The 15038-nt window shown below is 71.2% G+C and carries 13 protein-coding genes; 7 read left to right on the top strand and 6 right to left on the bottom strand.

What is annotated here, in order from left to right:
• Positions 1 to 5: 5 nt before the first annotated feature.
• From sigM to CLT71_RS22350, 5 genes are all read left to right on the top strand, one after another.
• Complete coding sequence (gene sigM, locus CLT71_RS22330; protein ID WP_101371688.1) at positions 6 to 836, top strand: RNA polymerase sigma factor SigM; 831 nt, start codon at positions 6 to 8, stop codon at positions 834 to 836.
• Positions 833 to 2074, top strand: a complete 1242-nt coding sequence (locus CLT71_RS22335; protein ID WP_101368823.1) for a hypothetical protein — start codon at positions 833 to 835, stop codon at positions 2072 to 2074. The genes sigM and CLT71_RS22335 overlap by 4 nt, the downstream gene beginning before the upstream one ends.
• A 183-nt stretch (positions 2075 to 2257) precedes the next feature.
• Positions 2258 to 3214 (top strand): thioredoxin-disulfide reductase, encoded by a 957-nt coding sequence (gene trxB, locus CLT71_RS22340; protein ID WP_101368824.1) that lies wholly within the window; start codon positions 2258 to 2260, stop codon positions 3212 to 3214.
• Positions 3215 to 3249: 35 nt separating this feature from the next.
• Complete coding sequence (trxA, locus tag CLT71_RS22345) at positions 3250 to 3573, top strand: thioredoxin (RefSeq protein WP_101368825.1); 324 nt, start codon at positions 3250 to 3252, stop codon at positions 3571 to 3573.
• 335 nt (positions 3574 to 3908) lie between these two features.
• Positions 3909 to 5078 carry an N-acetylmuramoyl-L-alanine amidase gene (locus CLT71_RS22350; RefSeq protein ID WP_101368826.1) on the top strand — a complete coding sequence of 390 codons (1170 nt, stop codon included), beginning with the start codon at positions 3909 to 3911 and terminating at the stop codon, positions 5076 to 5078.
• Positions 5079 to 5113: 35 nt separating this feature from the next.
• Here CLT71_RS22350 and CLT71_RS22355 read toward each other — a convergent pair whose 3' ends face one another.
• Positions 5114 to 5773: a GNAT family N-acetyltransferase gene (locus CLT71_RS22355; RefSeq protein ID WP_101368827.1), complete on the bottom strand. Its 660-nt coding sequence runs from the start codon at positions 5771 to 5773 to the stop codon at positions 5114 to 5116.
• 515 nt (positions 5774 to 6288) lie between these two features.
• Here CLT71_RS22355 and CLT71_RS22360 point away from each other — a divergent pair.
• Together CLT71_RS22360 and CLT71_RS22365 are read left to right on the top strand one after the other, a co-directional pair.
• The gene (locus tag CLT71_RS22360) at positions 6289 to 7602 is read left to right on the top strand and encodes an aminotransferase-like domain-containing protein (RefSeq protein WP_101368828.1); all 1314 of its coding nucleotides are present in this window, start codon (positions 6289 to 6291) and stop codon (positions 7600 to 7602) included.
• Between the two features lie 8 nt (positions 7603 to 7610).
• On the top strand, positions 7611 to 8639 hold the full coding sequence (locus CLT71_RS22365; RefSeq protein ID WP_101371689.1) for a D-alanine--D-alanine ligase: 1029 nt from the start codon (positions 7611 to 7613) through the stop codon (positions 8637 to 8639).
• A gap of 159 nt (positions 8640 to 8798) precedes the next feature.
• Here CLT71_RS22365 and CLT71_RS22370 read toward each other — a convergent pair whose 3' ends face one another.
• The 5 genes from CLT71_RS22370 to CLT71_RS22390 all read right to left on the bottom strand — a co-directional run bounded on the left by CLT71_RS22370 (position 8799) and on the right by CLT71_RS22390 (position 15033).
• Positions 8799 to 9671, bottom strand: coding sequence for a hypothetical protein (locus CLT71_RS22370; protein ID WP_486483394.1), 873 nt, complete (start codon positions 9669 to 9671; stop codon positions 8799 to 8801).
• Between the two features lie 543 nt (positions 9672 to 10214).
• Positions 10215 to 11249, bottom strand: coding sequence for a ParB/RepB/Spo0J family partition protein (locus CLT71_RS22375; protein ID WP_101368829.1), 1035 nt, complete (start codon positions 11247 to 11249; stop codon positions 10215 to 10217).
• Between the two features lie 27 nt (positions 11250 to 11276).
• Complete coding sequence (locus CLT71_RS22380; RefSeq protein ID WP_486483713.1) at positions 11277 to 12449, bottom strand: ParA family protein; 1173 nt, start codon at positions 12447 to 12449, stop codon at positions 11277 to 11279.
• Between the two features lie 747 nt (positions 12450 to 13196).
• Positions 13197 to 13838: an HAD family hydrolase gene (locus CLT71_RS22385; RefSeq protein ID WP_486483714.1), complete on the bottom strand. Its 642-nt coding sequence runs from the start codon at positions 13836 to 13838 to the stop codon at positions 13197 to 13199.
• A 301-nt stretch (positions 13839 to 14139) separates the two neighbouring features.
• A complete protein-coding gene (locus tag CLT71_RS22390; RefSeq protein WP_101368831.1) occupies positions 14140 to 15033 on the bottom strand; it encodes a 16S rRNA (guanine(527)-N(7))-methyltransferase RsmG in 894 nt (297 codons plus the stop codon).
• Between the last annotated feature and the right edge of the window lie 5 nt (positions 15034 to 15038).

Raw genomic sequence — 15038 nt, forward strand, 5'->3', positions numbered from 1 at the left:
TCGATGTGGCACCCGCCGACTCGCAGCCCGCCGACACGGAGCGCAGCAGCTCGGAGCCCGGCGACGCCGAGCGCAGTGACGCCGAGGGCAGCACCTCGGCGGGTGGCGATGCCGAGCGCAGCGATGCCGAGCTGCTCCGGGCACACGTCGACGGCGACCGGGACGCCTTCGCGATCCTCTTCCACCGGCACCGGGACCGGCTCTGGGCGGTGGCACTGCGTACGGTCTCCGACCGGGAGGAGGCGGCGGACGCCCTACAGGACGCCCTGCTCTCGGCACACCGAGCGGCGGCCCGGTTCCGGGGCGAGGCCGCCGTCACCACCTGGCTGCACCGCATCGTGGTGAACGCCTGCCTCGACCGGATCCGTCGTCGGCAGGCCCACCCGACCGTGCCGCTGCCGGACGGCACCCGCCCGCTCGACACCGCCCGCTGGCAGGGTGGCGTCGAGCCGGCCGCGCCGCCCACCGACCACGACACCAGACTCGTCGTACACCAGGCGCTCGCGGAACTCCCGGTCGAGCAGCGGGCCGCGCTGGTGCTGGTGGACCTACAGGGCTATCCGGTCGCCGAGGTGGCCGAGATCCTCGGCGTCGCCGAGGGCACCGTGAAGAGCCGGTGCGCCCGGGGACGGGCCCGACTCGCCGTCCTGCTCGGCCACCTCCGCCCGGCGGGTAGCCGCGACCCGGCGCCGAGTCCCAGGGTGCCGTCGGTCACCAGCGGGAACCTCGGCTCCAGCGGCGGCGTCCGATCGGAATCGATCCGGCTGGGGACGGACAAGCAGGTGGCACCGGACCGGCGTGGTGGCCGGACGGACCAGGACCAGGAGGAATCGTGACCGGGGGCCAGTATCGGGAGGTCGATCTCGACCTGCTGGCCGACTATGTCGGTGGCGCGCTGCACGGCACCCCGGACGAGATCGAGATCGCCCGGCTGGTCGACCGGGATCCGGCCTGGGCCGAGGCGTACGCCGCGCTCACCGCCGGTCTCGACGCGGTACGCCTCGACCTCGCAGCCTGGGCCGCCGAACCGACTCCGATGCCGTCCCCGGTGCTCGACCGGCTCGACGCGGCACTGGCCAGGGCGGTCTTGCCGGACAGCACCGAATCGGCCACCGCCACGAGCCCGGCCGAGGCTCCCGGGCCGTTGGCCGGGACACCGACGGAGCTGGCCGAGACACCGGGTGCCTCCGACCTGCCCGGCGCCATCCCGGATTCCAGCCCTGAGGATTCCGGCCCTGAAGGTTCCAGGTCAGGGGATTCCAACGCCGGGGATTCCGGGTCCGGCCCGTCGATCGGGTCCGGACCGGGCGGGCCGACGCATCCGGCCGGTCGGCCCCGTCGACAGCAGCCGGCCGAGCCGACCCGAGCCGGCGGCGGCACGCAGCGCCCCGGCACACCCGGCCGGCGGCGGCGCTGGACCCGACGGATGGCCGCCCCCGTCCTGATCGCCACAGTGGTCGCCGGGTTCGCCGGATTCGCCCTCAGTGGGCTGGTCGACGGTGGCGACAGCGCCGGCGACCACTCCACGGGTACGGCGATGAACTCCCGTGAGGACGCGGCCGCGCCGCAGATCCTCGGCTCCGGCCCGCCCGTGACGGTGGTCGAGCCGTCCGCCGAGCGGGTGCTCTCCACAGGTACCGACTACACCCCCGACTCCCTGCCGGACACCATCTCCAACCTGGCCAGGCAGACCGTCCCGGCCACGAAGCCTCCGCAGCCCTCCCCCCAGGGCTCCGGCCAGGTCCCCGAGAACGCCGACCCGGCAGCGTCGAGCAGCACCGAGAGCAGGGCGAGCGCGCCCTCGCCCTGCTGCCCGCCCATCGGGGCCGACAGGTCCCTGGATCGACTGGGCGACCGGTCCGTCCTCGCCGACTGCCTCGACCAGATCGCGGCGGCACACGCGCAGGGCCCGGTCGCGGTCGAGCTGGTGGACTACGCCACCTTCCAGGGCAGGGCGGCACTCGTCGTCGTCTTCACCGATCAGTCGGGCGCCCGCTGGGCCTGGGTGACCGGCCCGAACTGCGGTTCACCGGCCGCCGGTGCCGACGTCACCTACCAGAGCCGGGTAGGGTGAAACAACGCCTCATCGGGTGTTTCGTCGACGCAGTGACATGACCCACCGGATGACCGGCTCGGGAATCCCCGGTTCGTACGATGACGTTCTGGCTTGCAGGCGCCGGTGCCGTACGAGGCCGGCGCTCGGACCGCCGTCGGCGCCTGGCGTCGGTGGCGCAGAGACACACATCGGGAGACGGCAGTGGACGAGGTCCGCAACCTGATCATCATCGGCTCTGGCCCGGCCGGTTACACCGCGGCGGTCTATGCCGCGCGCGCAAATCTCAAACCACTGGTCATCGAGGGTGTGCAGTCCGGTGGTGCGTTGATGACCACCACCGAGGTGGAAAACTTTCCCGGCTTCGCGGACGGCATTATGGGCCCGGAGCTGATGGACGCGATGCGTAAGCAGGCCGAGCGGTTCGGTGCCGAGTTCGTCACCGACGACGTGACCCGGGTCGAGCTGGTGGACACCGGCGTACCGGGCTCCGACGCGGTGAGCACCGCGTACGTCGGTGAGACGGCGTACCGGGCGAAGGCGGTCATCCTGAGCACCGGTTCCGCCTGGCGGCCGCTGGGCGTACCGGGCGAGCAGGAGTACCTCGGACACGGTGTGTCGTCCTGTGCCACCTGTGACGGCTTCTTCTTCCGGGGCCAGGAGATCGTGGTGGTCGGTGGCGGCGACTCGGCGATGGAGGAGGCGACCTTCCTCACCAAGTTCGCCAGCAAGGTGACGATCGTGCACCGCCGGGACGAGTTCCGGGCCAGCAAGATCATGGCGGACCGGGCGCTGGCGAACGACAAGATCCAGGTCGAGTGGAACAGCGTGGTCGAGGAGGTGCTCGGCGACGACGGCAAGGTCTCCGGGGTACGCCTGCGCAACACGCACACCGGCGAGGCCAAGACGCTCGACGTCAGCGGCGTCTTCGTGGCGATCGGCCACGACCCGCGCAGCGAACTGTTCCGGGGCCAGGTGGAGCTGGACGAGAACGGCTACGTCAAGGTCCAGGCACCGACCACCCGCACCAACATCCCCGGCGTGTTCGCCGCCGGTGACCTGGTCGACCACACCTACCGTCAGGCGATCACCGCGGCCGGCACCGGCTGTGCCGCCGCCCTCGACGCCGAGCGGTTCCTCTCCACACTCGCAGAAGACTGAATTTCCAAGCACGTAGCAACCCCCGAGGAGGACTAGTGGGAGCAACAAGCACCGTCACGGACGCCAACTTCGCCAGTGACGTGTTGCAGTCCGATACGCCGGTACTGGTGGACTTCTGGGCCGAGTGGTGCGGGCCGTGCCGCAAGGTCGACATCCTGCTGGAGGAGATCGCCGGCGAACTGGGGGACAAGGTCCGGATCGTCAAGCTCAACATCGACGACAACCCGGAGACCGCGCGTGCCTACCGGGTGCTCTCGGTGCCGACCCTGACCATGTTCAAGGGCGGCGAGCCGGTCCAGTCCATCGCCGGGGCCCGTCCCAAGAGCGACCTGATCAAGCTCATCGAAACCGCGCTGTAGCGCCATCCGCAGCCACGCCGACGCGCCCGTCTCCGGATCCCGGACGCGGGCGCGTCGCCCGTACCGACCGAACGGGTATATCCGCAGCTGGTCGCCGGGTTGGCAGGATTGCCGTACGGTCAACGACGGGCGGCGGCCAGAACGCCACGGTACGCTCCGGAAGCGTTCCTCCGCACGAGGTGGTTCGGCGCCACCGGGTCGAGACCCCGTCGCGCGGCCCGCCGGACCCGGCGGGGGAACCACGAACCATCCACCGCCGGACCGGTCGCAGGGGTCGAGCCGGCACCGCCCGACAGCCGGGCAGAGCACCGCAGGCACGCAGAGGGAGGTCGTCCGTGCGTCCGATCCGACCTGGTGACCGGGGACGCGCGGTCACCGAGATCCGAGCCGTCCTGGTCGGGCTGAGCCTGCTCCCCTCGGGTGGGCCGCCCGGCGCCGACGAGTTCGACGCCGAGACCGAGCAGGCGGTACGCGCCTTCCAGCAGGACCGTGGGCTCAGTGTCGACGGTCAGGTCGGCCCGGAGACCTGGCGGGCGCTGGACGCGGCCCGCTGGCGCCTCGGTGCCCGTACCCTCTACCAGGCGATCCCCGACCCGCTGATCGGCGAGGACGTGCGTACCCTCCAGGAGCGCCTGCTGGAGATGGGTTACGACGTCGGCCGCGCCGACGGCGTCTACGGTGCCCGGACGGCTCGCGCGGTCGCCCAGTTCCAGCGCGAGGTCGGGATCTCCCCGGACGGCGCCTGCGGTCCGCACACCATGAACGCGCTGCGCCGGCTCGGCCGGAAGGTGGTCGGCGGCCGGCCGACCCTGCTCCGCGAGTCCGACGCGTTCCGCCAGTCCGGGCCGAACCTGGTCGGCAAGGTCATCGTGGTCGACCCCGGTCACGACCCGTTCGACCCCGGATTCGTGGTGCAGGACGGCACGATGCGGTGGACCGAGGCGGACCTCGCCTACGACCTCGCGGCCCGGCTGGAGGGCCGGCTCGCCGCCGCCGGCATGCGGGTGCACCTCACCCGGGGCCCGGCACCGGCGGCGCCACTCGCCGACCTCACCCGGGCCGACCTGGCCAACGAACTCGGCGGCGACCTGCTCATCTCGCTGCACATCGACGGGCATGCCAATCCGGAGGCGGACGGTGTCGCCACCTACCACTACGGCACCTCGAACGGGGTGACGTCGAGCGTCGGCGAGCGGCTGGCCGGGCTGGTACAGCGGGAGATCGTGGTCCGGACCGGGCTGCGCAACTGCCAGACCCACGCGAAGACCTGGGAGTTGCTCCGGCTGACCCGGATGCCTGCGGTACGGGTCGACGTCGGATACCTCACCTCACCCACCGACCGGGCGCGGCTGACCGATCCCCGGTTCCGGGACCGGGTCGTGGACGCCATCGTCGCCGCCGTGCAGCGGATGTACTTCCCGGTGGAGGAGGACGTGCCGACCGGCTCGATCGACGTCAGCGAGCTGCGCGCGATGGTGGCAGCGGGTGCCGCCGCCCGGGACTGACCGGGCCGGTGACGGCGCCCCTACGGTGGCTGGCGTCAGCTGGCGGCCGAGCGGGTGGCCGGCCGTACCGGGCGGAGCAGTCCCTCCGGGCTCATCGAGCCGAGCAGCTTCTCCAGCGCGTACTCGACGTCGGACTTCCAGGAGAGCGCGGTACGCAGTTCCAGCCGGAGGCGGGGGAAGCGCGGGTGCGGGCGTACCGTCTTGAAGCCGACGGAGAGGAAGTAGTCCGCCGGGGCGACACAGCCGCCGGCACCCTCACCCGCGTCGCCGAACTTCGCGTCCCCGAACGCCTCAATCGCCTTGATGCCCCGCTTCGTCAGGTCTCGCGCGACCCCCTGGACGAGCATCCGGCCCAGCCCGCCGCCGGCGAAGGTGGTGACGATGTGTGCCGTGGTCAGCAGGGCGGCGTCGGCCGAGACCGGGGAGGTGGGGAACGCCATCGACCGGGGCACGTAGGCCGGCGGGGCGTACATCACGAATCCGGCCGGCATGCCGTCCACGTATGCCAGCTTTCCGCAGGAGCCCCATTCGAGCAGCGTCTGGGAGACCCAGGCTTCCTTCTCCAGGCCGGGGTCACCCGCCTCGCGGGCGCGTTCGGCGGTCACCGGATCCAGCTCCCAGTAGACGCACCGCCGGCAGGGCCGGGGCAGGTCTTCGAGAGTGTCGAGGGTCAGACTGACCAGACGTCGCGACATCGGCGCATCCCCACAAATCATCCCCGGAGGTATTAAAGGCCGCAAGCATCGCCATCTCCGGTCCCTACCCCCAACGAGCGATCGTACGCCGGAACCTCGCGGCCCGGGAGAGGACGGGGCGACTACGGACCGTTGTGCCGGGTCGATGGGCGACCGGCCAGGTCAACCGGTCCGACATGTGGACGGACTGCTGGGCGGAGGGCAGTACCGGGTGATCCGGATTACCATCGAGCGACGAGCGCCGACCGGCGGAGTTGCCGGCCAGCCCCACCGACCCGCCACCATCGCGGCGGGTTCGAGCGGACCGGGACGGAGAGCGGGCGCGGCGTTCGAGGTGCCGGGGGCACCCGGGCGGGATCAAGTGACCTGTTTCGGGAATGCGACTCGGTGACCGTCCCGGCACCATGACGGAGCACGACGAGCGCACGGGGAGGCGGAATGAGCGGACGCGATGCGGGCATCCGCCGTTCGGCCGCGGACGTCGTGACGAGCCAGGAGCACAGCGAGGAGGCGGCATGACCGGCACGACGCTGGACGACTACACGGACCGCTACGCCCGACGGGTACGCGGGATGACGGCATCGGAGATCCGAGCTCTCTTCGCCGTCGCCAGCCGTCCGGAAGTCGTCTCGTTGGCCGGCGGCGCCCCCTACATCGCCGCGTTGCCGCTGGACGCGGTCGGTGAGATGCTCAACAAGCTCGCCGCCGAGCAGGGCACCAGCACCCTCCAGTACGGCATCGGCCAGGGCACCCTGGAACTGCGGGAACGCATCTGCGAGGTGATGGCGCTCTCCGGCATCGACGTCGGCTGTGGCGCCTCCCCCGAGGACGTGGTGGTGACCGTCGGCGGGCAGCAGGCGCTGGACCTGATCGCCCGGCTCTTCCTCGACCCCGGTGACGTGGTGCTCGCCGAGGGGCCCACCTACGTCGGCGCGCTCGGTGTCTTCCAGAGCGCCCAGGCCCAGGTGGTGCACGTACCGATGGATGCCGACGGTCTGATCCCGGAGGCGCTGGAACTGGCCATCGCCGAGGTCGCCCGCTCGGGGCGCCGGGCGAAGTTCCTCTACACCATCCCGACCTTCCAGAACCCGGCCGGCGTGACGCTGACCGAGGAGCGCCGGGAGCGGGTGCTCGACATCTGTGAGCGGGCCGGCCTGCTGGTGGTCGAGGACGACCCGTACGGCCAGCTCGGCTTCGACTGCGAGGCGCCGCTGCCGCTGCGGGCCCGCCGCCGGGACGGCGTCTTCTACCTGAGCACCTTCTCCAAGACCTTCGCGCCGGGCCTGCGGGTGGGCTGGATCCTGGCCCCGCACGCCGTACGCGACAAGTTGGTGATCGCCAGCGAGGCGCAGATCCTCTGCCCCAGCGCCTTCGCCCAGGCCGCCGTCACCACCTACCTGTCGACCATGCCGTGGCGACAGCAACTCAAGATCTACCGCGAGGTCTACCGGGAGCGCCGGGACGCCCTGCTCGACGCGCTGGCCGACTACATGCCGGCCGGCACGAGCTGGACCGAGCCGGGCGGCGGTCTCTTCGTATGGGCGACCCTGCCGGACGGGCTGGACGCCAAGGCGATGATGCCGCGGGCCATCGCCGCCCGGGTCGCCTACGTGCCCGGCACCGGCTTCTTCGCCGACGGAACCGGCGCGGGCCACATGCGGCTCAACTTCTCCTTCCCGCCGCCGGAGCGGATCCGTGAGGGCGTGCGCCGGCTGGCGAGCGTGATGGAGCAGGAGACCGCGATGCGCGAGGTCTTCGGTGCCGTGGGTGCCCCGTCCCGCCGTCGTGGGCAGGCCGGCGCGGACGTGCCGGGTCCCGACTTGGCATGATCTCCGGCATGGGTACCGACTCTGCCGACGATCCGCTGCTCGCCGCCGAATGGCCGGACCTGATGAGGGAGGCCACGGCGGAGCTGCGCGTACTGGTGCTCGCCGGTGGACTCTCCTACGAGCGGGACGTGTCGCTGAAGTCCGGCCGGCGGGTGCTCGACGCACTCCGTTCGGTGGGTGTGGAGGCGGAGCTACGGGACGCCGACGTATCGCTGCTGCCACTGCTCCGGGACGATCCCCCGGACGCGGTGGTGATCGCCCTGCACGGGTCGACCGGTGAGGACGGCTCGCTGCGTGGCGTACTCGACATCTGCGACGTGCCGTACGTCGGCTGTGACGCCCGGTCGTCCCGCCTGGCCTGGGACAAGCCGTCGGCGAAGGCGGTACTCCGCGAGGACGGCATCCCCACCCCGGACTGGGTGGCGCTGCCACACGACCGGTTCTCCGAACTCGGCGCGGTGGCGGTGCTGGACCGGATCGTCGAGCGGCTCGGACTGCCACTCATGATCAAGCCGGCCCAGGGCGGTTCGGGTCTCGGCGCCGCCGTGGTGCGGGATCCGGCAGCACTTCCGGCGGCGATGGTCGGCTGTTTCGCGTACCACTCGACGGCGCTCGTGGAGCGCTACGTACCCGGAATGGACGTGGCGGTCTCGGTGGTGGACCTGGGCGACGGCCCCCGTGCGCTGCCCGCCGTCGAGATCGTCCCCCGCAACGGCGTCTACGACTACGCCGCCCGTTACACCGCCGGGCTCACCACCTGGCACGCCCCGGCCCGGTTGTCGGCCACCGCGGCGGCCCGGGTCGCGGAGACCGCCCTCGCGGCCCACGCCGCACTCGGGCTCCGTGACCTGTCCCGGGTCGACCTCATCGTCGACGAATACGACCGACCACACGTACTGGAGGTCAACGTCTCTCCCGGGATGACCGAGACCTCGCTGCTCCCGCTTGCCGTGGGCGCCGCCGGTCTCGACTTCGGCGAGTTGCTTCGTACGCTCGTCGTCCGCGCCGCCCAGCGCCGCGCCCCCGGCCGATCCTGAGCCGTCGGCCACAGAACCCGGCGATCAGCAGGTCGGCGCCGGGCTCTCTGGTCCGTCGGGAGCCACCCCGCGGTTCGTCACGGCGCACCCCGGTGTTCGTCACGGCGCCCGGGTTCGGCAAGGCACCTGCCCGCTCGGCCCTCCGGCAGGCGCGCCCGATCAGTGGGCCCGGGTGGCCGGATCGCCGTGAGACTCGCGGCGGGCGGCTGGATCGGAGGCCGTGGTCGGGTCGGCCGACTCCGTATCCTGCTGCCCTGCCGCCGGCTCCGCTCCTCCCGGCACCGACTCGGACGAGGCTGCCGTGGTCGGAGCGGTCGCGGTCGGGTCAGTCGTGGTCGGGTCAGTTGCGGTCGGGGACGCGTCGGGCGACTCGGTCGATGCCGCCGGGTCGGCCGGCATCGGCACGGTGGCAGGTAACTCCACGGCGCCCTGTTGGGCCAGACTCGACGGCGCCTGCCACTGGATGCGGGGCGGCTCGGCCAGCGGGCGTCCGCCGAACTCGGCGAGCCAGGCGGCCACCAGAGCCAGATTCTCCCGCCACTGCGACTCCGGGATCGGGGGCAGGATGTGGTCCCACAGGGAGAGGAAGGTACCGCGCAACTGGAGCCGCCCGTACGGCCGCGCCAGGAACCACAGGTGTAGGTGTGCGGCGCCGTCTCCCCAGCGGTTGACGTGCACCCGGGCAACTCCGTCCAGGGAGCGTACGGCCCGTTCGAGCCGTACCGTCATCACCCCGAGTTCGGCAGCGAGCAGGTTCGGCAGATCACCCAGGTCCAGATGCGAACGCGACTCGAGGATCAGCACCATCGGCAGCCCGGTCGGCCGGTCCATGGCGCGTACTCGCCAGCGTTCGCTGACCCAGATGTAGGCGTCGTCGGGGGCGTTGCAGGAGTGGCATTCGCCGGAACCCTCGCCCTTGCGCGGCGGCTCGACCGCTACGGGCTCGTCTAGTTGCTTGACCCGGAACTCGCCCTCGAAGGGGAACGAAGGCCACCTGGTGAAGTCTGGTACAGCGGGAGGGGTGTGGGGCACGACGCTGACCCTAACCGAGTTCCGGACCGGTGTCCCTACCCTGTTTTGACTGCCGATCATCGAGGGGTCGGCCCGGGGTCGGCGCCACGGCGGCCACCCCGGAACAGCGGAGCGGCGAGCCCGATCGCTCCCCTCGAAGCCCGGCAACTGTGGTCCCCCGTCTGTCTGCCCGGGCCGGCACTCCGAAGTTTCCGGGCGCCATCCGATCTCGGTTACGAGACCAAAACCGGTCCATCCGGAGGCTCGAACGTCAGATTTCACCACCGTCATCCACAGGCCTATACCGCGTTCCACGCGCTGTTTCACGTGAAACGGGGGGTGCCTGTGGACAACCCCTGTGGATTACTTTCGCCATCCCGAACATCGCGATCCAGCGATGACTGGCCCGCTCCTGGGGGCGTCGGTTTCACGTGAAACCGACGCCCCCAGGGTTTCGACAAAGCGAATGGCCACGACCCCGGTCCAGTCGGGGTCGTGGCCATTCGCGCTCTGGCGAGGTACCTCGCCGCCCGTCGCGCCGAGTCGGCGCAGCGGGTACGGAAATCAGGCTGGTTCGTCCGGCTCGGCGTCCGAGCCCGGCATCCCGATCAGACCGACGATCCGCTCAAGATCGTCCACGGTGGCGAACTCGATCGTGATCTTCCCCTTGTTGCGCCCGATGTCGACCTTCACCCGGGTGTCGAACCGATCCGACAGCCGGTCCGCGAGATCGGTGAGCCCGGGGGCGTGTACCTTGGCACGTCGCTTGGCCGGGCTCGGGCGGCTCGGGGAGCTTTCGGCAAGCTTCACGACCTCCTCGGTGGCCCGTACCGACAGCCCTTCGGCCACGATCCGGCGGGCGAGTTCCTCCTGGGCGGCCGGACTCTCCAGGCTGAGCAACGCCCGGGCATGTCCGGCGGAGAGCACTCCGGCGGCCACCCGCTTCTGCACCTCGGCCGGCAGGTTCAGCAGCCGGATGGTGTTCGAGATCTGCGGGCGACTGCGGCCGATCCGTCGAGCCAGCTCCTCGTGGGTCGCACCGAACTCCTCCAGCAGTTGCTGGTACGCGGCCGCCTCTTCCAGTGGGTTGAGGTTGGCCCGGTGGATGTTCTCCAGCAACGCGTCCCGGAGCATCGCGTCGTCCCGGGTGTCCCGGACGATCGCCGGGATCGAGTCCCGGCCGACCGCCTGCGCCGCCCGCCAACGCCGTTCGCCCATCACGAGTTCGAACCGGTCGTCGGGAAGTTGGCGTACCACGATCGGCTGGAGGAAGCCGACCTCCTGGATCGAGAGCTTGAGTTCCTCCAGAGCCTCCTCGTCGAAGATCTGCCGTGGCTGCTTCGGGTTCGGCACGATCGCGTCGAGCGGGATCTCGGCGAACCTGGCCCCGGGAACGGGCGCCAGTTCCGGGCCAGTCGGCTGGACCGGAGCTGGCGGTGCCGGTGCGGACCAGGAGGATTCACCGGGCCGGGAGGGCGTCGCCTCCGGTCGATCGGCTGGAGGCTCCACCGTCACCACCCCGGCCGCTGGTTCCGGTGCGGTGGTGGGAATCAGCGCGCCCAGTCCTCGACCCAGCCCGCCCCGCGGACGGTTCTTCATGCCACGCCTCCCGACGCATCAACCGAGCTATGCATTGCGGCCAACAGACTCTTTGACCCCGCGCATCGCGATCTCCTGGGCCGCCTCGAAGTAGCTCGTAGCGCCCCGCGAACCGGGATCGTAGGTCATCACCGACTGGCCGTAGCTGGGAGCCTCCGAGACCCGTACGTTGCGCGGGATCACCGCCTGCAACACCTTGTCGCCGAAATGGTTCCGGACGTCCTGCTCGACGGCGTCCGCCAGCCGGGTCCGCCGGTCGTACATGGTGAGCAGGATCGTCGAGACCTCAAGGGTCGGGTTCAGGTGCTGGCGTACCAGGTTGATGTTGTTGATCAGTTGGTTGAGGCCCTCCAGCGCGTAGTACTCACACTGGATCGGGATGAGGACTTCCTGGGCGGCGCAGAGCGCGTTGACCGTGAGCAGACCGAGTGACGGCGGGCAGTCGATGAAGACGTAGTCGAACTTCGTCGGGTGGCCGGCGATGGCTCGGGCGAGGCGGGACTCCCGGGCTACCACCGAGACCAGCTCGATCTCGGCGCCGGCCAGGTCGATGGTGGCCGGTACGCACCACAGGTCAGGAATCCCCTCGACGCCCTGGGCCACCTCCGCCAACGGCACGTTGTCGATCAGGCAGTCGTAGACGTCCGGAACTCCGGCGTGGTGTGGCACGTTCAGCCCGGTCGAGGCGTTCCCCTGCGGGTCGAGGTCCACGACCAGGACGCGGTTGCCGTGCAGCGCCAGGGCCACCGCCAGGTTGACCGTGGTGGTGGTCTTGCCCACGCCTCCCTTCTGGTTCGCGACACACATGATTCGTGGCCGGTCCGGACGCGGCATCGTCACCTCGCCGCTCGGGTTCAGGATTTGCACAGCGCGCATTGCCTCCATTGCCAACGGGGGATCGTCCTCTTCGCGCGACGGGGTTTCACGTGAAACGTACGCGTCGGACGCGACGTCCTCGGGGATGGTCTCCGGTACCGCCGACGGCGTGTCGGCCGACGGCTCGGGCTCGGCAGCGGCCGGGCTGGTCTCCCGGCTCACCTCGGTTGTCCGGACCGGTGCCGCCGGGCGGGCCGGAGCCTCGGCCACAACGGGCGGCGGCGCGGCCGGAGGCCGGGCACCCGTGGCCGGCGGCTGAGCGCCGGTCTGCGGCGCCACCGGCTGTTGCGGTACCTCCGGCGGCGCCGCGAACGTCGGCGCCATCACCCGCCCCGTCGGCCTCGGATGTTCCGCAGGGTGCGCGGGCGGGTTCTGGCCGGCACCGGGCACGGGCTGGCGGGGCAGCTCCGGGGCCGCCATCGGGCCGGAGGGTTCCACCGAGAACGGCGAACTCACCTGGGGATATCCCGGCCCGCCGCGTTCAGCCGGACCGGACGGCGGCGTGACCCGGGCGGTACCGCGACTCGGACCACGCGACGGCTCCCCGGCGTACCCGGTCGGTCGGCTGTCGGAGCCGTCACCCGACACCGGCGGTCGAGCCCGGCCACTCGCGGACCAGCCTTCGTACTCGGTTTCACGTGAAACATCGGCGCCGCCGGAGTGGTAGCCCCCGGAGTCCGTCATCTCTGGATCGTCATACCTACCGTTGTCATGCACCGTGTCATCCCTGCCAGCTTCGGATGGAGTCGGCCCGGCCAGCGCCCATGCCCGCGCCTCGGGCGTAGCGTGCGGTCCGGCAAGAAGCAGCGACGGCCTGGGGCGCCAACCGCTGCCCGGTCTACACTATCGACGCGCGGTCAGCCTACGGCCGCTGGGCAAATAGGGCCACGGCTGTCCGTAGGATGAAAACCGGCCGTTCCGGAGTTACGTCCCGGCGAACACGTCTGATCAGCCGATACGACGTCCCGGTTCAGCGTCTCGATTGTTCGTCGTTTTCGGAGTCGCGGCTGCTGCTCGACCAGCCGGACCTGGCTCCACTGTTCCGGTCGCCGGCCCGGGGCGAGGTGCCGTTCAGTGCGCCGTCGCCGGCTCCTCGCCGAGGCGGTCCCGCTGGCGGCCGACCGACCGCCGCTGCCACGGCGCCGGTACGCGTACCGACGCCATCCCCGCCGCTGTCGCCGCCTGAACGCCAAGGTCGGTGTCCTCGAAGACCAGACAGGACTCCGGTGGTACGTCCAACAGGCGGGCGGCGAGCAGAAAGCCCTCCGGATCCGGCTTGGCCGCCACGCAGTCCTCGGCGCAGACCAGTACGTCGAACTTTGCCAGTAGGTCGAGCCGCTCCAGGGAGGCGGTCACCGACTCTCTGGTACTGCCGGAGACGACGGCGAGCGGAAGTTGCCGGTAGGCCCGGTCGATGTGCTGCCGTACCTCGGGTACGGCCGTCAACTGTGGCAGCAGTTCACGGTAGAGCTCTTCCCGGCGCCGGGCGACCGTCTCCGGCGGCATGCTGAGCCCGTGGCGCTCGTTGAGTTCGACGATGATGTCGATCACCTTGCGGCCACCCCAGGCGTAGAAGAGGTCTTCCGGCAGGACGCAGTCCCACTCCGCGAGCGCCCGTTGCCAGGCGATGTAGTGCAACGGCATGGAGTCGGCGATGGTGCCGTCGCAGTCGAAGAGATAGGCGCGGAACTCGCCGGAGGGCAGGGGCAGCATCACCGGTCCAGGGTATAGCTGGCGCACCTTCCGCACGGGGCACCGCAGCACCCCCGGCACGAGCCCCACACGACGGCACCGGGCCAACCGAGAACCCGGCTGGAACGTGAAGAGCTTCGTGTAGCAGGGTTGCAACGAGTGGCCCCGCCCGGGTGGGATTCGGCAAGCCAGCCGGCGCGGAAAAAGCCGACAAGACCGGCTGGTCGGGCAGCGAGCCGCAAGGACGGTGAACGAAGCGTAGGCCGACAAGGTCGGCGGATGCGGCATAAGACAGCAGACCGGTGTGGCCGGTGGGCCGTCGCTACCGGGACGCCCCGCCCCGCCGGCCTGCCACCGTGCCCCGGGCCGGGGTACCGACGACGCGCTCCCGGACCACCTCGACGACCGTCGTCGGCGGGTCGACCACGCCGACACCGACCTGCCGGACGACCGGTGCCGACCCGCCGAGCCGGCGTACCGCCTCGGCGTGCTCCGCCACCTCCTCGGCGGCACTGGACCCCTTCATCGCCAGCAGGCGGCCGCCAGGCACCGCGAGCGGAAGACACCAGCCGGCCAGCCGGTCGAGCGGGGCGACGGCCCGGGCCGTCACGACGTCGGCCGGTACCCGCAACTCGTCCGGAAGGTTGGCCAGCTCGAACGGTGCACCGGACTCGACCGGAAGTCCGGTTGATCGTCCACTCCGGCCGGCGCGGCGGCGCCGGCCGCTGGCGCCATTCCGCCGGCTCGCGGCGAGTTCCTCCGCCCGGGCCCGAACCACGGTGACGGTGTCACCGAGGTCGAGTGCGGTGACCACCTCGGCCAGGAAGACGGCCCGCCGGGCCAGCGGCTCGACAAGCGTGACAGTCAGGTCCGGCCGGGCGATGCCGAGGACGAGCCCGGGAAGCCCCGCCCCGGAGCCGACGTCCACAACGGAGACACCCGTCGGTAGGAGTTCCACAATCGCGGCGCAGTTGAGCAGGTGCCGGTCCCAGATCCGGGGTGTCTCCCGGGGGCCGATCAGGCCGCGCAGCACGCCGGGGCCGGCCAGCAGCTCCGCGTACGAGGCCGCGAGCGGTAGCCGCTCCGCGAAGAGGGTACGGGCCGACGCGGCCAGTTCGGCGGGAAGCGGTACGGCCGGTGGAGTGTCCCCGGCCCGGACAGGCAACGGCCCGGGCGGCGGTTCACCACCCGGGCCGGAAACGGATCGGTGCGTCATCGCCC

The organism is Plantactinospora sp. CNZ320, from assembly GCF_002846275.1.